This window comes from Pseudomonas sp. MT3, assembly GCF_054720805.1.
The window spans coordinates 44,206-64,492 of the sequence record NZ_JBTVPY010000023.1 but is presented as its reverse complement, the minus strand read 5'-3'; the positions used below and the strand labels follow the sequence as shown (position 1 = coordinate 64,492).

At 64.6% G+C, this 20,287-nt stretch carries 18 protein-coding genes; 9 read left to right on the top strand and 9 right to left on the bottom strand.

From position 1 onward, the window contains the following. Positions 1-21 precede the first annotated feature (21 nt). The gene (locus ACYCAX_RS21200) at positions 22-1,185 is read left to right on the top strand and encodes a MalM family protein (protein ID WP_460248776.1); all 1,164 of its coding nucleotides are present in this window, start codon (positions 22-24) and stop codon (positions 1,183-1,185) included. Between the two features lie 155 nt (positions 1,186-1,340). Here the strand turns inward: ACYCAX_RS21200 and ACYCAX_RS21195 are convergent, their stop codons facing one another. The 6 genes from ACYCAX_RS21195 to ppsR all read right to left on the bottom strand — a co-directional run bounded on the left by ACYCAX_RS21195 (position 1,341) and on the right by ppsR (position 8,133). Then, positions 1,341-2,327 (bottom strand): alpha-L-glutamate ligase-like protein, encoded by a 987-nt coding sequence (locus tag ACYCAX_RS21195; protein ID WP_460248768.1) that lies wholly within the window; start codon positions 2,325-2,327, stop codon positions 1,341-1,343. A gap of 3 nt (positions 2,328-2,330) precedes the next feature. Then, positions 2,331-3,863 (bottom strand): osmotic stress tolerance membrane protein RloB, encoded by a 1,533-nt coding sequence (gene rloB / locus ACYCAX_RS21190; RefSeq protein ID WP_015476852.1) that lies wholly within the window; start codon positions 3,861-3,863, stop codon positions 2,331-2,333. A 4-nt stretch (positions 3,864-3,867) separates the two neighbouring features. Then, positions 3,868-4,410, bottom strand: a complete 543-nt coding sequence (gene rloA / locus ACYCAX_RS21185) for a retropepsin-like aspartic peptidase RloA (RefSeq protein WP_015476853.1) — start codon at positions 4,408-4,410, stop codon at positions 3,868-3,870. Positions 4,411-4,672: 262 nt separating this feature from the next. Next, complete coding sequence (locus ACYCAX_RS21180) at positions 4,673-5,563, bottom strand: DUF2950 domain-containing protein (protein WP_294975552.1); 891 nt, start codon at positions 5,561-5,563, stop codon at positions 4,673-4,675. Between the two features lie 10 nt (positions 5,564-5,573). Beyond that, a complete protein-coding gene (locus ACYCAX_RS21175) occupies positions 5,574-7,163 on the bottom strand; it encodes a DUF3300 domain-containing protein (protein ID WP_294975556.1) in 1,590 nt (529 codons plus the stop codon). A 151-nt stretch (positions 7,164-7,314) separates the two neighbouring features. Beyond that, positions 7,315-8,133 carry a posphoenolpyruvate synthetase regulatory kinase/phosphorylase PpsR gene (ppsR, locus tag ACYCAX_RS21170; RefSeq protein WP_015476856.1) on the bottom strand — a complete coding sequence of 273 codons (819 nt, stop codon included), beginning with the start codon at positions 8,131-8,133 and terminating at the stop codon, positions 7,315-7,317. Positions 8,134-8,298: 165 nt separating this feature from the next. Here ppsR and ppsA point away from each other — a divergent pair, with 165 nt between their 5' ends. The 8 genes from ppsA to ACYCAX_RS21130 all read left to right on the top strand — a co-directional run bounded on the left by ppsA (position 8,299) and on the right by ACYCAX_RS21130 (position 16,378). Beyond that, positions 8,299-10,668, top strand: a complete 2,370-nt coding sequence (gene ppsA / locus ACYCAX_RS21165; protein ID WP_015476858.1) for a phosphoenolpyruvate synthase — start codon at positions 8,299-8,301, stop codon at positions 10,666-10,668. 68 nt (positions 10,669-10,736) lie between these two features. After that, positions 10,737-11,711, top strand: coding sequence for an alpha/beta fold hydrolase (locus ACYCAX_RS21160; RefSeq protein ID WP_294979626.1), 975 nt, complete (start codon positions 10,737-10,739; stop codon positions 11,709-11,711). A 104-nt stretch (positions 11,712-11,815) separates the two neighbouring features. Continuing rightward, complete coding sequence (gene rraA / locus ACYCAX_RS21155) at positions 11,816-12,304, top strand: ribonuclease E activity regulator RraA (RefSeq protein WP_015476860.1); 489 nt, start codon at positions 11,816-11,818, stop codon at positions 12,302-12,304. Positions 12,305-12,397: 93 nt separating this feature from the next. Beyond that, entirely contained in the window at positions 12,398-13,396 is a 999-nt protein-coding gene (locus ACYCAX_RS21150) for a zinc transporter ZntB (RefSeq protein ID WP_015476861.1), read from the top strand. Positions 13,397-13,466: 70 nt separating this feature from the next. Further along, positions 13,467-13,721, top strand: coding sequence for a CrfX protein (locus tag ACYCAX_RS21145; RefSeq protein ID WP_294979628.1), 255 nt, complete (start codon positions 13,467-13,469; stop codon positions 13,719-13,721). Between the two features lie 2 nt (positions 13,722-13,723). Then, the gene (locus ACYCAX_RS21140) at positions 13,724-14,548 is read left to right on the top strand and encodes a mechanosensitive ion channel family protein (protein ID WP_015476863.1); all 825 of its coding nucleotides are present in this window, start codon (positions 13,724-13,726) and stop codon (positions 14,546-14,548) included. 75 nt (positions 14,549-14,623) lie between these two features. After that, complete coding sequence (gene sigX / locus ACYCAX_RS21135) at positions 14,624-15,214, top strand: RNA polymerase sigma factor SigX (RefSeq protein ID WP_080636216.1); 591 nt, start codon at positions 14,624-14,626, stop codon at positions 15,212-15,214. Between the two features lie 108 nt (positions 15,215-15,322). After that, the gene (locus ACYCAX_RS21130; protein WP_015476865.1) at positions 15,323-16,378 is read left to right on the top strand and encodes an OmpA family protein; all 1,056 of its coding nucleotides are present in this window, start codon (positions 15,323-15,325) and stop codon (positions 16,376-16,378) included. A gap of 69 nt (positions 16,379-16,447) precedes the next feature. Here ACYCAX_RS21130 and cobA read toward each other — a convergent pair whose 3' ends face one another. The 3 genes from cobA to nirD are packed head-to-tail and all read right to left on the bottom strand — an operon-like array spanning position 16,448 to position 20,262. After that, positions 16,448-17,185: a uroporphyrinogen-III C-methyltransferase gene (cobA, locus tag ACYCAX_RS21125; RefSeq protein WP_294979636.1), complete on the bottom strand. Its 738-nt coding sequence runs from the start codon at positions 17,183-17,185 to the stop codon at positions 16,448-16,450. A 10-nt stretch (positions 17,186-17,195) separates the two neighbouring features. Further along, positions 17,196-19,910, bottom strand: coding sequence for a nitrate reductase (locus ACYCAX_RS21120; protein ID WP_294979639.1), 2,715 nt, complete (start codon positions 19,908-19,910; stop codon positions 17,196-17,198). 22 nt (positions 19,911-19,932) lie between these two features. Next, a complete protein-coding gene (nirD, locus tag ACYCAX_RS21115) occupies positions 19,933-20,262 on the bottom strand; it encodes a nitrite reductase small subunit NirD (protein ID WP_015476868.1) in 330 nt (109 codons plus the stop codon). Positions 20,263-20,287 lie beyond the last annotated feature (25 nt).

Below are 20,287 nucleotides of genomic sequence, written 5' to 3'. Positions count from 1 at the left end.
ATGCGCAAGCTGACCCTCCTGATGAGCTGCCTGATCGCCGGCGGGATTGCCGTCCCGGCGGCGCAGGCCGCCAGTGGGCGATACCTGTCCTGGGTGGACGACAACGGCCAGGTGCACAACACCTTCGTCGACGCCAGCTTCAGCCAGCAGCAGCGCCAGGCTGACAAACGCATCGACCAGAGTGACCGGGCGCGCCTGCTCGATGCCTCCGCGACCCAATGGCCGGGCACCCAGCCGGGCGGGGAGAGCAAGCGCCGCTACTTCACCTGGGTCGATGCCCAGGGCAACCTGCAGAACAGCTTCTACGCCGCCGGCCAGGTGCCGCCGGGCCGTACCGACTACGTGCTGCCCAACGGCGATCACTCCGCCGAGTACATCGACGCCGAAGCCTACGAGGACAAGGGCTTCGTCCGCAGCGAAAACGGCAACCCGTACTACACCTGGGTCGACGAGCAGGGCCGCATGCACAACTCGCCGATCAGCGCCGAGCAGCGCGCCGAGGCGTTCCGCCGGGGCGAGCAGGGTGGCAGCCGGATCGCCTACACCGAGGGTCGGCAGATCGAATTCAAGTCGCGCCCGGCGGCGTTGCCCGGCCTGGATGGCAGCGGCGAGCAGACCGATGCCATGAAGGCCTTGCTCAAGGGCAGCGGCAAGACCCTCGACGATCTCTACCAGGACCTGCAGCGCCGCTGCTGCGAGCAGATGGCCGACGGCGACTTCACCGAGCTGAGTGCGGAAGAACCGCGCTACGAAGAACTGAACAAGTTCTCCCCGAGCTTCGATTTCCCGATGGGCAAGAGTTATTTCGTGGCGATGAAGTTGCCCAGTTCGCAGCGGGTCTACGGCCTGCGCGTACGCAGTTTCGCCAACCACCAGGTGGTGTATCCGTCGTTGCTGTTCCTTGACGAGCGCAAGCGCCCGACCCGTCTGGTGAGCGACGCGGTGTACAAGCTCAACCCGGAAACCTGGTACCGCTATGCCTTCATCGAGGGCACGGTGCCGGTGCGCGCCAACCAGGGCGAGCGCTACGTGCTGCTGCTGACCACGGATGAAGACCGCAGTCTGCAAACCCTCGACAACAAGCCCTACAAGCGGCCGCTGGAAAGCCTGGCGGTGAACGAGGCGGGGATGAAGGTACGCGAGCACAGTGACCAGGGCGGGTTCGAACTGGCAGTGGTGCGCTGATCCCGTCGCGCCGGTTTTTTGTAGGAGCGAGCTTGCTCGCGAAATCGTCCGACACCTGTGTGGCCGGTAAATCCGTTCGCGAGCAAGCTCGCTCCTACAGAAAGTCCCCATGAAAAAAACGGCGAGTGCCGGGCTTTTTCATGGGCCAGGGCGCCTCAGACTTCCTTCGGATGCACGTGCCCGAACAGTTCCTGGGAGAAGCGCACGCGCTCTTCCACGGTTTCCTTCACGCCCTTGGCTTCCAACTCGGCGAGATGCGCCTCGACCGCATGGGTGCGCAGGGTCAGGCCGCAGTCGTTGGCGATCTGGATGTTCAGGCCGGGACGGGCGTTGAGTTCGAGGATCAGCGGGCCCTTGTCCTGGTCCAGCACCATGTCCACGCCGATATAGCCCAGACCGCACAGCTCGTAGCAGCCGGCGGCGAGCTTCATGAAGCCGTCCCAGTTGGGCAACTGCACGCCGTCCACCGCATTGGTGGTGTCCGGGTGCTTGCTGATCTTGTTGTTCAGCCAGGTGCCGCGCAGGGTCAGGCCGGTGGCCAGGTCCACACCCACGCCGATGGCGCCCTGGTGCAGGTTGGCCTTGCCGTTGGACTGGCGGGTCGGCAGGCGCAGCATCGCCATCACCGGGTAGCCCATCAGCACGATGATGCGGATGTCCGGCACGCCTTCGTAGCTGATGCTCTTGAAGATCTGGTCCGGGGTCACCCGGTACTCGATCAGTGCGCGGTCGCGGTGGCCGCCCAGGGAATACAGGCCGGTGAGGATGCTCGACAACTGGTGCTCGATTTCCCCGTGGCTGATGATCCGCCCGGACACCGTCTTGTAGCGCCCCTCGAAGCGGTCGGCGATCACCAGGATGCCGTCGCCGCCGGCGCCCTGCGCCGGCTTGATCACGAAGTCGCTACGCTCGCCGATGATCTCCGGCAGGCGTTCGATCTCCTTCTCGGTGGAGATGATCCCGTACATTTCCGGTACGTGGATCCCCGCCTCGATGGCGCGCTGCTTGGTGATGATCTTGTCATCGACGATCGGGTACAGGTGCCGCTGGTTGTACTTGAGCACGTAGTCCGCGTTGCGCCGGTTGATGCCCATGATGCCGAGGGCGCTCAGGGCTTTCCATCGCTTGATCAGGCCGAACATGGCTTAGTCCTTGAGGAAGGCTTTGAAGCGGAACAGTTCGGTCAGGCGGTAACCGCGGTAGCGACCCATCGCCAGCATGAACGACACCAGGATCAGCAATACGGCCGGGAAGGTGAACACGAAGTACACCAGTTCCGGTACGCGCATCAGGATGTGCGCCAGGGCGGCGGCGAACAGAGTGCCGATGGCGGCCTTCATGGCGTGGGCCGCGCCGCGCTCTTCCCAGGTGATCGACAGGCGCTCGATGCTCATGGTCAGGATCACCATCGGGAACAGCGCCACCGACAGACCGCTCTCGAAGCCGAGCTTGTGGCTGAGCAGGCTGATGGCGGCGATCATCACCACCACGAAGGTCAGCACCACCGACAGGCGCGGCAGCATCTGCAACTTCAGGTGTTCCAGGTAGGAGCGTAGCGACAGGCCCAGCGCGGTGATCACGGTGAACAGGCCGATACCCCACTGCAGGCCGGTTTCGCGGAAGGCGAGGGCGATCAGCACCGGGGTGAAGGTACCCAGGGTCTGGATGCCGATCAGGTTGCGCAGCACCAGGATCACCAGCACGCCGAACGGGATCATGATCATGATCTGGAAGGTCTGCTGGGTGGACAGCGGCAGGCCGTACAGCGAGTACTCGAGGAAGGCCGCGTCGGTGTTCTCGTCCGACAGCTTGGCCAGGCGGATAGCGTTCATCTCGCTGCTGTTGAGGCTGAAGCTAACCTGGGCCTTCTTGCCACCCTCGATGGACAGCAGGCTCTCGTCACCCAGCCACCAGATCAGGCGGTCGGCGGGCAGGCCGCGTTCGCCGTTCTCCGGGTTGAAGTACAGCCATTCCTTGCCGTTGAAGCTGCGCAGCCAAAGTTCCGGCTGTTGCGGCTGGTTGGCGACCAGGCGAATGGTGTGCACGCGCTCCAGCGGTACGTGGGCCACGGCCAGCAGGGTCTCGACCACGTGGGAGCGCTTGTCCAGGCTGGTATCGCCGGCCAGCAGCAGCTTGACGTTGTCGTCGCTGAGGTTGTTGGCGCGCTTGATGGCTTCGCTGACGAAGGTCTCGACGTCCGCCGAATGCTGGCGGATGGGCGCGATCAAGGCTTCGGCGGCAATCTTCTCCGGGCCTTCCAGGGGCAGGCTGTCGCGGAAGATCGGGCCCTTTTCCTTGGCCTTTTCGCCGGCGCCAGCGTAGCGCTTGGTCAGCACCAGGCGGTAGTAGAGGGTCTGCTGGCCGTTGGCGCGGCGCGAGGACCAGGTCACCTTGCGGTTGCCGTCGGCGCGGTTGATGCCCACGCCATAGTTGTTGGAGACGAAGCTCTCGTTGAGGCTGACGTAATCCTGGCTCAGCGGCGGCACGAACATCTGTACCTTCACCGGTGTCTTCGGCGTGGCGATGAACTCGACCTTGGCGTCGATGTTCCACAAGTCGTCGGTCTCGGCCTCGGTCATCGGGATACCGAGGATGAAGATCTGGTAGGCGGTGATCGCGACGCCCAACGTCAGCAGGATGGCGATCAGGACCTTCAGATGCAGGGTAAGAGAGCGCATGGGATTACTCGGCAGGTTTCGCTACGGGTTGGCAGCCGGGCTTGCCGGCGGCGTATTTCAGGCTCGGGTCGACCAGGGCGCCGAAGCGCTTGAGCGCGTCGGAGCCGATCAGAAGCGGGTATTGGAAGGCGCTACGGTCGGTAAGGTTCACTTCGATGGTGCGTCTGATCTTGCCCATGCAGACGTCCAGTTCGATCACCGGGCGCGCGGTATAGGCCTTGCCTCCATCGGGGTCGTAGTCGCCGTGGCGGCGCTTGATCTTGCTGATGCGCGCCAGCGGTTTCTCGATCGGCTGGCTGTCGGCGGTGTCGGTGGCGAGGTAGAAACGCACCCAGGTTTCGCCGTCGCGCTTGAAGCGCTTGATGTCGCGGGCGCTGAGCGAGGCGGTCTTGGCGCCGGTGTCGAGTTTGGCGGCCAGCTCCAGGCTCAGGTCGTCGATGCGGGCGTATTCGTTCAGGCCGTAGACCGTCTTGCCGGCGGCGGCAGTGGTGCCGGAAAGCAGGACGGCGCTCAGGAGAAGCAGCAGGGCAGTGGGCTTGAGTCTCATAGGTCTTGATGAGTGGGTGGCCGCAAAGCCTTGGAAAAGTAAGTGTCCCGGTCGTCACCCCCATTCGGCCGTGGCCGGGTTACCACTCGGCGGGCCCAGGGACGCCAGGCAATAACGCGCCAAATTCTATCATGTGGCTTTTGCGTGGCGACAGTCGGTTGGCGCCTTGGCAGGGTATTTGTTCCAAGCGTGCCTTGCGCGAGCCGGCCGCAGAGGCTTTTCCTTCCACGGTCGCCGCCCGGCAGCCGGATTGCGCGAGGGTTCAGGGCGTTTCCGGTACGCTGACTTCGCTCCAGCTGCTATCGGGGTCGAAGCGGCTCATTTTCATCGCGACTTTCCCGCCGTCGGGCCCCAGGTTCTTGGAGAAGATTTCGCCGTCATGGCTGATCATGAAGCTCATCACACCGCTGTCGCCATAACGGACCGGCCAGGCGACCAGGGCGAAACCGCGAGTCATCTTGCCGCCGATCAGGTAGTCGTAGGCGCCACCGGGAGCCGAGGGGCCCTGGGCCGTGAGGATCCGGTAGTGATAGCCGTGCCAGCCATCCCCCGGGAGATCGTCGCCGAACAAGGGGCCGAGGGGGCTTTCCTCGCCGCCGTCCTCTTCCGGCCAGTACAGGCCGTCGTGGTGGCCGTCGCTGCTGACGAACTTCTGTGCGTATTCCAGAATGCCGTCGCCGTTGCGGTCCTCCTCGGCGAAATCCATCTGCGCGTCGTGGTAGGCCTGCACCGCGCTCACCGCCGCCTCTTCGTTGCGGCCGATGCGCCGGATGCGGATTTCCTCGCCGCCAGCCTTGGCGTTGAATGCCCATCCGTTCTTTTCGTGCAGGATCGGCAGGGGCAGTGTCCAGGGATCGTTGCCGACCACCAGGTGGGCGCGCTCGGGGGTGTCCTTCTCGATCTGGTGCTTGTCCCGATAGTGCGCGAGGAAGGCGTTCACCTCCTGCCGATCGATGCCTTTGGTCGGGATGTAGTTGTGCCAGTCCTTGCCGAGCAGGGCGGCCAGGCGGTCAGGGTCTGCCTTTTGCGTGCCGAGCGCGGCGATGAAGGCGTCGGCGGCGGCTTCCGGCGTGGGGAAGGTTTCCTGCGCCAGCAGGCTGCAGGGCAGCGCACCCAGGAGGGCAAGCGCGAGTATGCGCGATACGACATGCATGACCAGGCTCCTATCTGTGCCGCCGCAGGCCGCCGCCGGACGGGGCGCGAGCAGGGCGTTGCACGGTGTGACCAGTGCGCACGGCCTGGGGCCGGCTGGCAACGGCGCGGCTGGCTTGCCCGCGGTGGGTGAGCGCTCGGGATTGCGTCGGGTTGCTGGCCCCGGCGAAGGCGTTGTTGCGCGGGGCCTGGAGCCTGGCGTGCTGCTGGCGTGCCTGTTCGCGAATCTGCGCGTTGTTCTGCGCCCGTGGTCGTTGTCGGGGCTGTACGCTGCGGTTCTGTGCCACGCTCTGGGCGCGCTGGCGGGCGTCGGGGTTGTCGCGCAATTCGCGCGTGGCGGCCTGCGCACGCTCGCGGGCCTGCGGGTTGTCACGCAACTCGCGGTTGGCCTGCTGGGCGCGCTGAAGGGCTTGCGGATTGTCGCGCAGCTCCCGGGTGGCGGCCTGGGCGCGTTCGCGAGCCTGGGCATTGTTCACCGCCGGCGGCGTAATGCCGCGCTGGGCAAGGCTTTCGCGCGCGCGCGAGCGCTCCTGGGCGCGGGCGGAGTCGAAGCCGCGCAGGGCCTCGCGCTGTTCGCCGCCGGCCAGCCGCCGGCTGTACTGCTCGCGGCTGACGGAGTCGCGGTAGGGCACGCCGTTGCGATAGAGGGGATCATGCCGCCAGGTATTCCGGTTGGCGTTGATCTGTCGGTTGACGTTGATGTTGTTGTAGCGGTTCACATCGACGTCGAGGTCATGGTCGTCCCAGTCGCAGTCGCCCCAGAGCGAGTTCACGATGGCGACCCCCGCGCCGAATGCCAGGCCGGTGGCCAGCGCGGTAGCGACAGGGTATTCGGGGGGTGGGGGGTAGTAGGTCGGCGGACTGGATGGGTAGGCCCAGGTGCCGTAGACCTGGTTGGGGTTGTAGCTGGGGACGTAGACGACCTGCGGGTTGGTGGGCTCGATGACGATCGTCTGGGAGGGCGCCGGTTGCTGCACCACCACGGTGCCGCCGTCGGAGGCCGCCTGCGCCGGAGCTTGCGGCGCTGCCGGTTGGACGGTGACGGTCTGCTGCTCGTTCGACGTCAGGTTGCCGGCGGCCTGGGCCTGGCGGCGCAGGCGCTGGATGGAGTCCATCACGGCGTCGGGCTGGGCCAGGAAGGCATCGCCGACGCGCTGTACCCAGGCCGGGTCCTGGTCAAGCGTGGCCAATACGGCGGGGAAGGCGACCAACGACTGGACACTCGGGTCCCACGGCTGGTTGGCCACCTGCTTCACGGCGGCGTCGCCGGTCGCGCCGGGATGCGCCTTCGACCAGGCTGCCGCGTCGGCCACATTGCCTGGATAGGTGGTTGCCATCAGCACCTGGGCCAGCAGCGAGTCGGGGTACAGCGCCAGCGGCGCGAGCATCTGGTCGAGTTGTTCGGTGGTGAATACCGCCTGGGGCGCTGCTGTTGAAGTGGGCGGAGGGGCCGCGCGTTCGGGCGCGGCGGCGGGCGGCGCAGGCGCTGCGGCGGCGGGAGGCGGGCTGGGTGTGGTGGTTTTGGCGTCGGGCGGCTGGTCCGAGTCACAGCCCGTCAACGCCAGCAGGACGGCCAGGATCAGATGCTGACATTCTCGCATGGCGCTCTCCTGTGCCTGTGCCGGGGAATGCCCGACCCGTGAAAGGTGCCACGGGCAAATCGCGGGTCCACAGAATGATAGGCGTATTGGCGAGAGGCTGCCGAAAGTCGAACGGCCGGGAGTGCCGGCCGTCGCTTGGAGCGAGGGGCGGTTACTTGAGCCGGCGTTCCACGCCTTTCTCGACCAGGATCTTGGCGGAAATCTCTTCCACCGAGAAATGCGTCGAGTTGATGTAGGCGATGTTCTCGCGACGGAACAGACTCTCCACCTCGCGCACCTCGAACTCGCACTGGGCGAAGCTGGCGTAGCGGCTGTTGGGCTTGCGCTCGTTGCGGATGGCGGTGAGCCGGTCGGGGTCGATGGTCAGGCCGAACAGCTTGTGCTTGTAGGGCTTGAGCGCGTTGGGCAACTGCAGGCGCTCCATGTCTTCCTCGGTCAGCGGGTAGTTTGCCGCGCGGATGCCGTATTGCAGTGCCATATAAAGGCAGGTCGGCGTCTTGCCGCAGCGCGATACGCCCACCAGGATTAGGTCGGCCTTGTCGTAGTAGTGCGTGCGGGCGCCGTCGTCGTTGTCCAGTGCGAAGTTGACCGCATCGATGCGCTCCATGTAGTTGGAGTTGTGGCCGATGCTGTGGGATTTTCCGACGGAATACGACGAATCTGAGGATAATTCTTGCTCGAGCGGGGACAAAAACGTCGAGAAGATGTCAATCATGAAGCCGTTGGATTGCGCAAGGACCGAACGGATCTCGCGGTTTACGATGGTATCGAAGATGATCGGGCGTGCACCGTCCGCCTCGGCAGCAGTGTTGATTTGCTGTACCATGACGCGCGCTTTTTCTTCGGTATCGATGTAAGGTCGCGTCAGTTTGACGAAGTTGATGTTCTCGAACTGCGCTAGAAGGCTCTGGCCGAGGGTTTCGGCAGTAATGCCGGTGCCGTCGGAAATGAAGAATGCAGTTCGTTTCATATGCGCTGCGGGCCTTAAGGTAGGAACGTTTCTTGGCTATGATAGGCCGCGCGTTTGCAAGGCCCTTTGCCGGGGCATTCTTACTCATTTTTCTGGCCCGGGCCAGAAGAGTGGCGCCGCACCGGCCCGTACGACCTTTTCCAACACCTTAGTGGAGAGATCACCTTGGTAGAGTACGTAGTTTCCCTCGATAAGCTCGGCGTCCATGATGTCGAACATGTGGGGGGCAAGAACGCATCCCTGGGCGAAATGATCAGCAACCTCGCCGGCGCCGGCGTTTCCGTACCGGGTGGTTTCGCTACCACCGCCCAGGCCTACCGTGACTTCCTCGAGCAGAGCGGCCTTAACGATCGCATCCATGCTGCCCTGGATGCTCTCGATGTGGATGACGTGAATGCCCTGGCCAAGACTGGCGCGCAGATTCGTCAGTGGGTGATGGATGCCGAGTTCCCGGCCCGGCTCGATGCCGAAATCCGCAAGGCCTTCGCCGAAATGGCTGGCGGCAATGACAACATGGCCGTCGCCGTACGCTCCTCCGCGACCGCTGAAGACCTGCCGGACGCCTCCTTCGCCGGCCAGCAGGAAACCTTCCTGAACATCCGCGGCGTGGACAACGTGATCCGCGCGGCCAAGGAAGTCTTCGCTTCCCTCTTCAACGACCGTGCCATCGCCTACCGCGTGCACCAGGGCTTCGACCACAAGCTGGTCGCCCTGTCCGCCGGCGTGCAGCGCATGGTCCGCTCGGAAACCGGCACTGCCGGCGTGATGTTCACCCTGGACACCGAATCCGGTTTCCGTGACGTGGTGTTCATCACCGGTGCCTACGGCCTCGGCGAGACCGTGGTGCAGGGCGCGGTGAACCCCGACGAATTCTACGTGCACAAGCCCACCCTGGAAGCCGGCCGCCCGGCGATCCTGCGCCGCAACCTGGGCAGCAAGGCCATCAAGATGGTCTACGGCGACGAAGCCAAGGCCGGCAAGTCGGTCAAGGTGGTCGACGTGGAGAAGGCCGATCGCGCTCGCTTCGCGCTGTCCGACGCCGAAGTGATCGAACTGGCCAAGCAGGCCCTGATCATCGAGAAGCACTACGAGCGTCCGATGGACATCGAGTGGGCGAAGGACGGTGACGACGGCAAGCTGTACATCGTTCAGGCCCGTCCGGAAACCGTTAAGAGCCGTTCCAGCGCCAACGTGATGGAACGCTATCTGCTCAAGGAAAAGGGCAAGGTCCTGGTCGAAGGCCGTGCCATTGGCCAGCGCATCGGCGCCGGCCCGGTGAAGGTGATCCACGACGTTTCCGAGATGGACAAGGTCCAGCCGGGCGACGTGCTGGTCTCCGACATGACCGACCCGGATTGGGAACCCGTCATGAAGCGCGCCAGCGCCATCGTCACCAACCGTGGCGGCCGTACCTGCCACGCGGCGATCATTGCCCGTGAACTGGGCATCCCGGCGGTAGTCGGCTGCGGCAACGCCACTGCCGTCCTGCAGGACGGCCAGCGTGTGACCGTATCCTGCGCCGAAGGCGACACCGGCCTGATCTACGAAGGTGAACTGGGCTTCGATATCCGCCAGAACTCGGTCGACGCCATGCCCGAGCTACCGTTCAAGATCATGATGAACGTCGGCAACCCGGACCGCGCCTTCGACTTCGCCCAACTGCCGAACGAAGGTGTGGGCCTGGCCCGCCTGGAGTTCATCATCAACCGCATGATCGGCGTGCACCCCAAGGCGCTGCTGAACTTCGCCAGCCTGCCGGCGGACATCAAGGACAGCGTCGAGAAGCGCATCGCCGGTTACGACGATCCGGTCGGCTTCTACGTCGAGAAGCTGGTCGAGGGCGTCAGCACCCTGGCCGCTGCGTTCTGGCCGAAGAAGGTCATCGTGCGCCTGTCGGACTTCAAGTCCAACGAATACGCTAACCTGATCGGCGGCAAGCTCTACGAGCCGGAAGAAGAGAACCCGATGCTCGGCTTCCGTGGCGCCTCGCGCTACATCAGCGAATCCTTCCGCGATTGCTTCGAGCTCGAATGCCGCGCGATGAAGAAGGTCCGCAACGAGATGGGCCTGACCAACGTCGAGCTGATGGTGCCGTTCGTCCGCACCCTGGGCGAAGCCTCCCAGGTCGTCGACCTGCTGGCCACCAACGGTCTGAAGCGTGGCGAGAACGGTCTGCGTGTCATCATGATGTGCGAGCTGCCGTCCAACGCCCTGCTGGCCGATGAGTTCCTCGAGTTCTTCGACGGCTTCTCCATCGGTTCCAACGACCTGACCCAGCTGACCCTGGGCTTGGACCGCGACTCGGGTATCGTCGCGCACCTGTTCGACGAGCGTAACCCGGCCGTGAAGAAGCTGCTGTCCAATGCCATCCAGGCGTGCAACCGTGCTGGCAAGTACATCGGCATCTGCGGCCAGGGCCCGTCGGACCACCCGGACCTCGCCAAGTGGCTTATGGAGCAGGGCATCGAGAGCGTGTCGCTGAACCCCGACTCGGTCCTCGACACCTGGTTCTTCCTCGCCGAAGGCCAGTCCTGACGGTTCCTCTACCATCCAAGAAAAGGGGCGGGTGATTTCACCCGCCCTTTTTTGTGCCAGCCGATTCCATGCAAAGCAGCAGTCAACTCTTTCCCGTTGCGCTCCTGAGCGCAGAGTTCCGTGGTGATCTCACCGAGGACATATACCGGCTCAAGCCGGGCAACAGTCCCGACTCCAGCGTCGAGCTGGCACTGACTCGTCTCGGTCTCCGCGAGGGTTCCCGGGGCGCGCCGGTGATACTCCTGCACGGCAGCTTCTCCAACCGGCGTTTCTGGTATTCGCCCAAGTGCCTGGGCCTCGGCCCCTACCTGGCGCGCGCCGGATTCGACGTCTGGATTCCGGAGATGCGCGGGCACGGGCTTTCCCCGCGCAATCACGACTACGACCGCAACCGTGTGGCCGACTACGCCCGTTTCGACTTGCCGGCCATCGCGCGCTTCGTCGTCGAGCAGAGTGCGCAGACGCCGCACTGGATCGGCCATTCCCTGGGCGGCATCACCCTGGCGGCGGCCCTGGGTGGCGGTTATCTGGAGGAGGGGCAGGCGGCCAGCGTGGCGCTCTGCGGCAGCCAGGTGAGCCGCGTCTACTGGCCGTTGAAATTGCCGCCGATCGCGTGGAGCAGTCGTTTCCTGCTCAAGCGCATGGGCGGGTTGTCCGGTGCGCGCCTGAAGCGTGGTCCGGAGGACGAGCCGCTCGGCCTGGCGCTGGAAACCCTGCACTGGCACAGCCTGTTCGGGAGTTTCGGCGAGAAGGGCAACGACTGGTGGGCGGGATTGGCGAACGTGCGCACGCGAGTGCTGGCCGTGGCGTCGGATGGCGACCACCAGGACCCGGCCTGGGCGTGCAACAAGCTGCTGGAACAGTTCGGTTCCGAGGTTCGCGAATACCTGCGGCTGGGGCGTCGGCATGGATTCGCCGAGGACTACGGGCACATCGAGATGTTGATCAGCAAGGGCGCCCAGCGCGAAGTCTGGCCGCGCTTGCTGCACTGGCTGGAGCATGGCGCACTGCCGGCCGGGCAGGACGCTCTGGCACAGGCCTGAGCGTTCCTCGTCGGCGCCGCAACGGGTAGACTGTGACGCCAGTGCATCTTTCAGTCACGTCAGGGCCGGATGGCCTTTCCGTTTTCATCAAGAGGAGCGTCTCCATGCATTACGTCACCCCCGATCTGTGCGATGCCTATCCGGAGCTGGTCCAGGTCGTCGAGCCGATGTTCAGCAACTTCGGCGGGCGGGACTCCTTCGGTGGCGAGATCGTCACCATCAAGTGCTTCGAAGACAACTCGCTGGTCAAGGAGCAGGTCGAGAAGGACGGCAAGGGCAAGGTCATGGTGGTGGACGGCGGCGGCTCGCTGCGTCGCGCGCTGCTGGGCGACATGCTGGCCGAGAAGGCGGCGAAGAATGGCTGGGAAGGTATCGTGGTGTACGGCTGCATCCGTGACGTGGATGTGATCGCGCAGACCGACCTGGGCGTGCAGGCGCTGGCCAGCCACCCGATGAAGACCGACAAGCGCGGCATCGGCGATCTGAACGTCGCGGTGACCTTCGGCGGCATCACCTTCCGCCCGGGCGAGTTCGTCTATGCCGACAACAACGGCATCATCGTCTCGCCCCAGGCGCTGAAAATGCCGGAATAAGGCGAACCTCCAACCTCGGTTCGAGTCAATGCCGGAAGCGGATGCTTCCGGCATTTTTCATGGAGCGCCCCGGGCGTGGAGGCGGGAGAGGGCATGCAGGCATACGAAGGTGGTACCGAGCGCGGCCTGATCGACGGCTTCGTGCTCGATGGGCGTGGCGGCGCCCGGGAAATTTCCCGTAACGAGTTGCCGTTGCTGGACCTCAAGCCGGAGGAAAGTCTCTGGGTGCACTGGGACCGTGGCGTTGCGGAGGCGCAAAGCTGGCTGCGCGAATCCAGCGGGCTCAATGAGTTCGCCTGTGACCTGCTGCTGGAGGAGGCAACCCGTCCCCGGCTGGTCGATCTGGGCGGCGAGCGTCTGCTGCTGTTCCTGCGCGGGGTGAACCTAAACCCCGGCGCGGTGCCGGAGGACATGGTGTCTCTGCGGGTCTACGCCGAGTCGCAGCGGGTGATTTCCCTGCGCTTGCGTCCGCTCAAGGCGGTGGCCGACCTGCGTACGGATCTTGTGGCCGGGCGTGGTCCGAAAACCGCTTCCGAAGTGGTGCTGTACCTGGCGCACTACCTCACCGACCGGGTCGATACGCTGATCGGCGGGTTGGCCGATCAGCTCGACGCGATGGAAGAGGCCATCGAGGAGGACGAGCGCAGCATTCCCGACCAGCATCAGCTTCGGACCCTGCGCCGGCGGGCTGCCGGGTTGCGGCGGTACCTCTCGCCCCAGCGCGAGATCTACGCGCAGATGATCAAGTTCAAGCTGTCATGGACGGTCGCCGATGACGCCGACTACTGGAACGAGCTCTACAACCGCCTGACCCGCAATCTGGAGGAACTGGAGCTGATCCGCGAGCGCATCAGCCTGATCCAGGAGGCCGAACATCGTCGAATTACCGAGCGAATGAACCGCACCATGTATCTGCTTGGTATCATTACCGGCTTTTTCCTGCCCATGAGCTTCGTGACGGGGCTTCTGGGCATCAATGTCGGCGGTATTCCAGGGGCGGAAGCGCCCTATGGCTTCGTGGTGGCCTGCCTGCTCATCGGCGGCATCGCGACGTTCCAGTGGTGGATTTTCCGCCGTTTGCGCTGGCTGTGAGGCGTGCCGCGGCGGGCATTGGATGTGACTTGTGAATCGGTGAGGGCTTCAAACACCTCACACAGGCGAGGTGCGCATGCACGACCCATTTGAAGAATCCTTGCGTGATCTGCTGAAGATGCCGCCGGAGCAGCCGGGCGATGACTCTCGCCTGGATCGCGTGCTCAAGACCGCCAACCGCCAGGTTGGCGCGGGCGACCTGTTCAGTCTGATGGGCCACTGGCTGGAAGCGCTGTCCATCGGCGTCAGCCGCGGCGCCCTGCACCTTGCGCCCGTCTCGCGTCGCGCGCAGAATCCCGCCCCTTCCGCTGACAAGGCCGATTGAACATGCAATTCGACATCTGGACGCAAAGCCTGCTGACCGCCATGAATACCCTGTGGGGCAAGCTGGCCGGGTTCATTCCGAACCTGCTCGCCGCGCTGGTGATCGTGCTGCTGGGTTTCATCGTCGCCAAGCTGCTCGACGCGCTGCTGTCCAAGCTGCTGGCCAAGCTGGGCCTGGATCGCCTGATGGCCGGCACCGGCCTGACCAAGCTGATGTCCCGCGCGGGCATCCAGGTCCCGGTCTCGACCCTGATCGGCAAGATCATCTACTGGTTCGTGCTCCTGGTATTCCTGGTCTCCGCCGCGGAGTCGCTGGGGCTGCAGCGTGTTTCCGCCACCCTCGACATGCTCGCGCTGTACCTGCCGAAGGTCTTCGGCGCTGCACTGGTGCTGATCGTCGGCATTCTCCTCGCCCAACTGGCCAACAGCCTGGTGCGTGGTGCCGCGGAGGGGGTCGGTCTCGAATACTCCAATGGCCTGGGGCGTGTCGCCCAGTGGCTGGTCATCATCATCAGCATCTCGGTGGCCATCGGCCAGCTCGAGGTCAAGACCGACCTGCTGAACTACATCATCGCCATCGTGCTGATCACCATCGGCCTGGCGGCGGCGCTGGCCCTCGGGCTGGGCAGTCGCGAAGTCGCCGGGCAGATCATCGCGGGTATTTACGTGCGTGAGCTGTATCAGGTCGGGCAACAAGTGAAAGTCGCAGATGTCGAAGGCATCATCGAAGAAATTGGTACCATCAAGACTATCCTGCTGACGGAGGAGGGCGAGCTGGTGTCCATCGCCAATCGCATCCTGCTCGATCAGCGAGTGACCAGTCGCTGAGAAGATGATGACCGATCGCCGATGCCGCTCCCGTGGAGCCGCGTCGGCCGCTGACATGACCTGGCCCGACCCGACTTGAACACGCCGCAATCACTGTCCTTGCGCTACGACCCGCGCCAGCTCACCGACGAGGAGCTGGTGGAGCGTTCTCACGTGGAGCTGTTCCACGTGACCCGGGCCTATGAAGAGCTGATGCGCCGTTACCAGCGCACACTGTTCAATGTCTGTGCGCGATATCTGGGCAATGACCGGGACGCCGATGATGTGTGTCAAGAGGTGATGTTGAAGGTTCTGTATGGTCTGAAGAACTTCGAAGGTAAATCGAAGTTCAAGACTTGGCTGTACAGCATCACTTACAACGAGTGCATTACCCAATATCGGAAGGAACGCCGCAAACGGCGATTGCTCGATGCTCTGAGTCTGGACCCAGTGGAGGAGGCCTCCGAAGAGAAGGCTCCGAAAGTGGAAGAGCGTGGCGGGTTAGACCGTTGGCTAGTTCATGTCAATCCCATTGATCGGGAAATTCTGGTGTTGCGGTTCGTGGCGGAACTGGAGTTCCAGGAAATCGCGGACATCATGCATATGGGCCTGAGCGCCACCAAGATGCGCTACAAGCGTGCACTCGATCGATTGCGCGAAAAGTTTTCCGGTGCGACGGAATCTTAGTTTAGTAAATGTTGTCTCTTTGGCAGGGAAGTTCTGATAAACTTGCCACCCAAGTTGTACGGCCTATGGTTAGACAACTTATTGACCACCAAGATGGGGATTTAACGGATGAAACTGAAGAACACCCTTGGCGTCGTTGTCGGCTCTGTAATCGCCGCCACCGCTGTAAACGCCTTTGCTCAAGGCCAGGGCGCGGTCGAGGTCGAGGCCTTCGGCAAGCGCTACTTCACCGACAGCACCCGCAACATGAAGAACGCGGACCTGTACGGCGCATCGGTTGGCTACTTCCTGACCGACGACGTCGAGTTGGCTCTGTCCTACGGTGAGTACCACGACGTTCGTGGCACCTACGAGACCGGCAACAAGAAGGTTCATGGCAACCTGAGCACTCTGGACGCCATCTACCACTTCGGTACTCCGGGCGCTGGCAACCTGCGTCCGTACGTGTCGGCAGGTATCGGCCACCAGAACCTGACCAACATCAACTCCGAGAACGGCGGTCGTCAGAACCTGACCATGGCCATGATCGGTACCGGTCTGAAGTACTACTTCACCGAGAACTTCTACGCCAAAGCCAGCCTCGACGGCCAGTACGGTCTGGAGCAGCGCGAGAACGGTCACCAGGGCGAGTGGATGGCTGGCCTGGGCGTTGGTATGAACTTCGGTGGTGGCAAAGCCGCCCCGGCTCCGGAGCCGGTTGCTGAAGTCTGCTCCGACTCCGACAACGATGGCGTCTGCGACAACGTCGACAAGTGCCCGAACACCCCGGCCAACGTCACCGTTGACGCCAACGGCTGCCCGGCTGTTGCCGAAGTCGTTCGCGTTCAGCTGGACGTGAAGTTCGACTTCGACAAGTCCAAGGTCAAAGAGAACAGCTACGCTGACATCAAGAACCTGGCTGACTTCATGAAGCAGTACCCGTCCACCTCCACCACCGTTGAAGGCCACACCGACTCCGTCGGCACCGACGCCTACAACCAGAAGCTGTCCGAGCGTCGTGCCAACGCCGTTCGTGACGTACTGGTCAACGAGTACGGTGTTGAAGGCGGCCGCGTGAGCGCTGTTGGTTACGGTGAGACCCGTCCGGTTGCTGACAACGCAACTGCTGAAGGCCGCGCTGTTAACCGTCGCGTAGAAGCCGAAGTAGAAGCCCAAGCCAAGTAATTGGTCTGAGCTGATGAGAAAAACCCGGCCCAGGCCGGGTTTTTCTTTGCCCGTGAGAAAGTTGCCGATTCAGGCTGTGCGGGCCTGAGCGACCAGTTGCACAGCGGCGGCCACCTCACCGATCACCAGTATTGCCGGGCTTTTCAGGGCGAAGTCCTGGGCGTCCTCGAGCATGTCTTGCATCAGGCTGCGGTACTCGCGTTGAGTCGGCAGGGAGGCGTTCTCGATCATTGCCACCGGTGTGTCGGCGCGCATTCCTCCCGCCAGCAGGCCATCGCGGATTTCCGCCAGCCTTGCCACGCCCATGTACACCACCAGCGTCGTGCCGCCTTCGGCCAGGCTGCGCCAGTTCAGGGGGCTGTCGTCCTGGGTGTGCGCGGTCACCAGCGTCACGCCCCGGCTCACGCCGCGCAGGGTCAGCGGGATGCGACACTGGGTCGCAGCGGCCAGTCCGGCAGTGATGCCGTTCACCAGTTCGCACTCGATGCCCCGTGCGCCGAGCCAGTCGGCTTCCTCGCCGCCACGCCCGAAGATGCACGGATCTCCGCCCTTCAGGCGCGCGACGCGCCGCCCCTGGCGGGCATAGCGCAGCATCAATCGGTGGATGAAGTCCTGCGGTGTAGAGCGGCAGCCGCCGCGTTTGCCGACCGGGATTACCCGAGCCGTCGGGCAATGCTCCAGCACCGCCGGATTCACCAGATCGTCGATCATGACCACCTCGGCCTGTGCCAGGGCGCGTACCGCTTTCAGGGTCAGCAACTCCGGATCACCCGGACCTGCGCCGATCAGCCAGACTTTCCCGCTCATATCCATCTCCTCAGGCTGTCGCGGCCAGCGGACGCTGAGCCAGTAGCCGTTTGATTTCCGGTACGCAGGAGCCACAGGCGGTCCCGCACTTGAGTTCGCCTTTGAGGCCTTCCAGGTCCAGGCCCTTGTCGATCCCGGCCTGGATGCGGCTCTGGCTGACGTTCAGGCAGTTGCACAGGGTCTTGTCCGCTGCCGCGCCGGCTTTACCCGGGGCGGCGCTGAGCGGGGCGAGCAGCCAGCGGCGCAGCTCCTGGTCGGCGCGGCCTTCCTTCCACAACTCGCGCAGCCAGGCGCGCGCGGCGGTTTCCCCGGCCAGGCGCAGCGAGACGATGCGCGACTGTTCGATACGTACGCGCTTGCCAACCGAGAGGCGGGGGTCGTCGTAAGCCATGACCGGCCCCTCGTTGAGATCCAGCAGTGCATCGATGGCGGCCAGCCATTCCGGGCTGGGCGCCTCGGCGTGGGCAGCGCGGATCACCAGTGCCGGGCGCTCGCGGCCGGTGGGGCTGAAGCTGGCGTAGGGCAGGTCTTCGAACAGCGGGCGCAGGGCGTCGAAGCGCTTCTGCATCTCACCTTCTACCAGCGCGAAGAACTGCCAGGGCAGCTCGATGCGGCTGACCTCAACGGTGGCGTGTTTCAGCTCGGGCTGGCGCGACAGCGGATCCACCGCCGGCAGGGTAAGCACGTTGATGCCCAGGCCCTTGAGGAAGCGGTCGCCCCAGTGCATCGGCAGGAAGGCCTGGCCGGGACGCAGGCGGTCGTCGGCCTGCACTGGCAGCACCAGCTCGCCACGTCGGCTGTGCAGGCGAACCAGTTGCCCGTCGCTGATGCGCCGGCGGCGCAGCTCGTCCGGGTGCAGGCCGAGCACGGCTTCTTCCACATGGCCGAACAGTTGCGGCGCGGTGCCGGTACGGGTCATGCCATGCCACTGATCGCGCAGGCGGCCGGTGTTGAGGATCAGCGGGTAGCGCGCATCGCGCTTTTCCTTCGGTGCACGGTAGGGCTCGGCGATCAGCCGTGCGCGGCCATTGGCGGTGGGGAATTGCCCGTTGCCGTACAAGCGCTCGGTGCCTTGGATTGCTCCGGAACGGAGGGGCCATTGTTGCGGACCACGGGTGTCCAGCAAGGCGTAGTCGATGCCGGACAGATCGAGATCGCGCTCGTGGGTCAGCAGCTTGTATTCCTCGAACAGCGCGGAGGGCGAGTCGAAGTCGAACAGGCTGCTTTCGCCGGGGCGCAGGTGCCGCTCCAGGCGTCGGGCGAAATCACAGACGATGCTCCAGTCCGCCCGTGCCTCGCCGATGGCGGGAATGGCCGGGCGCACATGGCTGATGCGGCGTTCGGAGTTGGTCACCGTGCCTTCCTTCTCGCCCCAGCTGGCGGCCGGCAGCAGCAGGTCGGCGTACTGGCAGGTCTCGCTGGTGCTGAAGGCTTCCTGGACGATGACGAAGGGGCAGGCGGCCAGGGCTTCGCGTACGCGGGTCTGGTCCGGCAGGGACTGCGCCGGGTTGGTGCAGGCGATCCACAGGGCCTTGATGCGCCCGTCGCGGACTGCGTCGAAGAGTTCGATGGCGCTCAGGCCGGGATTTTCCGGTAACTGCTCGATGCCCCAATAGCCGGCGACTTCCGCGCGGTGCTCGGCATTGCCGGCTTCGCGGTGGCCGGGCAGCAGGTTGGACAGGCTGCCGGTCTCGCGGCCACCCATTGCATTGGGCTGGCCGGTGAGGGAGAAGGGGCCGGCGCCGGGGCGGCCGATCTGCCCGGTGGCCAGGTGCAGGTTGATCAGCGCGCTATTCTTCGCGCTGCCGGCGGTGGACTGGTTGAGGCCCATGCACCACAGCGAGAGGAAGGACGGTGCCTGACCGATCCACTGCGCGGCGCGCTGCAGGTCATCCACGGCGATGCCGCAGATTTCCGCCACGGCCAGCGGGCCGTAGTCACGTACCAGGGCTTTCAGTTCATCCAGGCCCTCGGTGTGGGCGTCGATGAAGGCGCGGTCGATCCAGCCTTCCCAGAGCAGGATGTGCAGGATGCCGTGGAACAGCGCGACATCGGTGCCGGGCAGGATCGCCAGGTGCAGGTCGGCCGCCTCGGCGGTGTCGGTGATGCGCGGGTCGATGACGATCAGCTTCATCTCCGGGCGTCGTGCGCGGGCCTCTTCCAGGCGGCGGAACAGCACCGGGTGGGCGTAGGCCATGTTGCTGCCGGCGATCATCACGCAGTCGGCCAGCTCGATGTCCTGGTAGCTGCAGGGCGGGGCGTCGGCGCCCAGGCTGCGCTTGTAGCCGACCACCGCCGAGGACATGCACAAGCGCGAGTTGCTGTCGATGTTGTTGGTGCCGACCAGGGCGCGGGCGAGCTTGTTGAAGGCGTAGTAGTCCTCGGTCAGCAACTGGCCGGAGACGTAGAAGGCTACGCTGTCCGGGCCGTGCTCGCGGAGGGTTTCGGCGAAGACGCCGGCGGCATGCTCCAGCGCGGTGTCCCAGTCGGTGCGGGCGCGCGACAGGCCTTTGCCCAGGCGCAGTTCCGGGAACTGCGCGCGGGCGTCCGCGTCGCCGGTGAGGTGCAGGGTCGAGCCCTTGCTGCACAGGCGGCCGAAGTTGGCCGGATGCTGCGGGTCGCCTCGTACGCCGAGGATGCGCTCGTCGTCGTGCTCGATCAGTACGCCGCAGCCCACGCCGCAGTAGCAGCAGGTGGATGCGGTGGTGCGACGGTTCGGGTTCATGGCGCGGGCCTCGTTGGCTGGCTCAGGCGCAGTTGGCGACTGGCGTACGCAGGGCCAGCAGTACGCGGCCATCCTCGACCTTGACGTCGTGACGGTGGGCGCAGCCCTGGTCGGGGGCCACGGCCTCGCCGCTTTCCAGCTCGATCTGCCAGTTGTGCAGCGGGCAGGCCACGCGCTTGCCGTAGATCAGGCCCTGGGACAGCGGGCCGCCCTTGTGCGGGCAGCGGTCGTCGAGGGCGAAGACTTCGTTCCCGGCGGTGCGGAAGATCGCGATATCGCCACGCGGGCCGGCGATGACGCGGGAACCGAGTGGATTGATGTCGTCCAGGGCGCAGATGTCGAACCAGTTCATGGGGTGTCTCCAGCAATCGGGTGGA

What these genes read in the sequence shown, in the direction of transcription:
- ACYCAX_RS21200 (WP_460248776.1), top strand. Translation starts at nt 22, where the DNA reads ATGAGCTGCCTGATCGCCGGCGGGATTGCCGTCCCGGCGGCGCAGGCC.
- ACYCAX_RS21195 (WP_460248768.1), bottom strand. Translation starts at nt 2,327, where the DNA reads ATGTTCGGCCTGATCAAGCGATGGAAAGCCCTGAGCGCCCTCGGCATC.
- rloB (WP_015476852.1), bottom strand. Translation starts at nt 3,863, where the DNA reads ATGCGCTCTCTTACCCTGCATCTGAAGGTCCTGATCGCCATCCTGCTG.
- rloA (WP_015476853.1), bottom strand. Translation starts at nt 4,410, where the DNA reads ATGAGACTCAAGCCCACTGCCCTGCTGCTTCTCCTGAGCGCCGTCCTG.
- ACYCAX_RS21180 (WP_294975552.1), bottom strand. Translation starts at nt 5,563, where the DNA reads ATGCATGTCGTATCGCGCATACTCGCGCTTGCCCTCCTGGGTGCGCTG.
- ACYCAX_RS21175 (WP_294975556.1), bottom strand. Translation starts at nt 7,163, where the DNA reads ATGCGAGAATGTCAGCATCTGATCCTGGCCGTCCTGCTGGCGTTGACG.
- ppsR (WP_015476856.1), bottom strand. Translation starts at nt 8,133, where the DNA reads ATGAAACGAACTGCATTCTTCATTTCCGACGGCACCGGCATTACTGCC.
- ACYCAX_RS21160 (WP_294979626.1), top strand. Translation starts at nt 10,737, where the DNA reads ATGCAAAGCAGCAGTCAACTCTTTCCCGTTGCGCTCCTGAGCGCAGAG.
- rraA (WP_015476860.1), top strand. Translation starts at nt 11,816, where the DNA reads ATGCATTACGTCACCCCCGATCTGTGCGATGCCTATCCGGAGCTGGTC.
- ACYCAX_RS21150 (WP_015476861.1), top strand. Translation starts at nt 12,398, where the DNA reads ATGCAGGCATACGAAGGTGGTACCGAGCGCGGCCTGATCGACGGCTTC.
- ACYCAX_RS21140 (WP_015476863.1), top strand. Translation starts at nt 13,724, where the DNA reads ATGCAATTCGACATCTGGACGCAAAGCCTGCTGACCGCCATGAATACC.
- ACYCAX_RS21130 (WP_015476865.1), top strand. Translation starts at nt 15,323, where the DNA reads ATGAAACTGAAGAACACCCTTGGCGTCGTTGTCGGCTCTGTAATCGCC.
- cobA (WP_294979636.1), bottom strand. Translation starts at nt 17,185, where the DNA reads ATGAGCGGGAAAGTCTGGCTGATCGGCGCAGGTCCGGGTGATCCGGAG.
- ACYCAX_RS21120 (WP_294979639.1), bottom strand. Translation starts at nt 19,910, where the DNA reads ATGAACCCGAACCGTCGCACCACCGCATCCACCTGCTGCTACTGCGGC.
- nirD (WP_015476868.1), bottom strand. Translation starts at nt 20,262, where the DNA reads ATGAACTGGTTCGACATCTGCGCCCTGGACGACATCAATCCACTCGGT.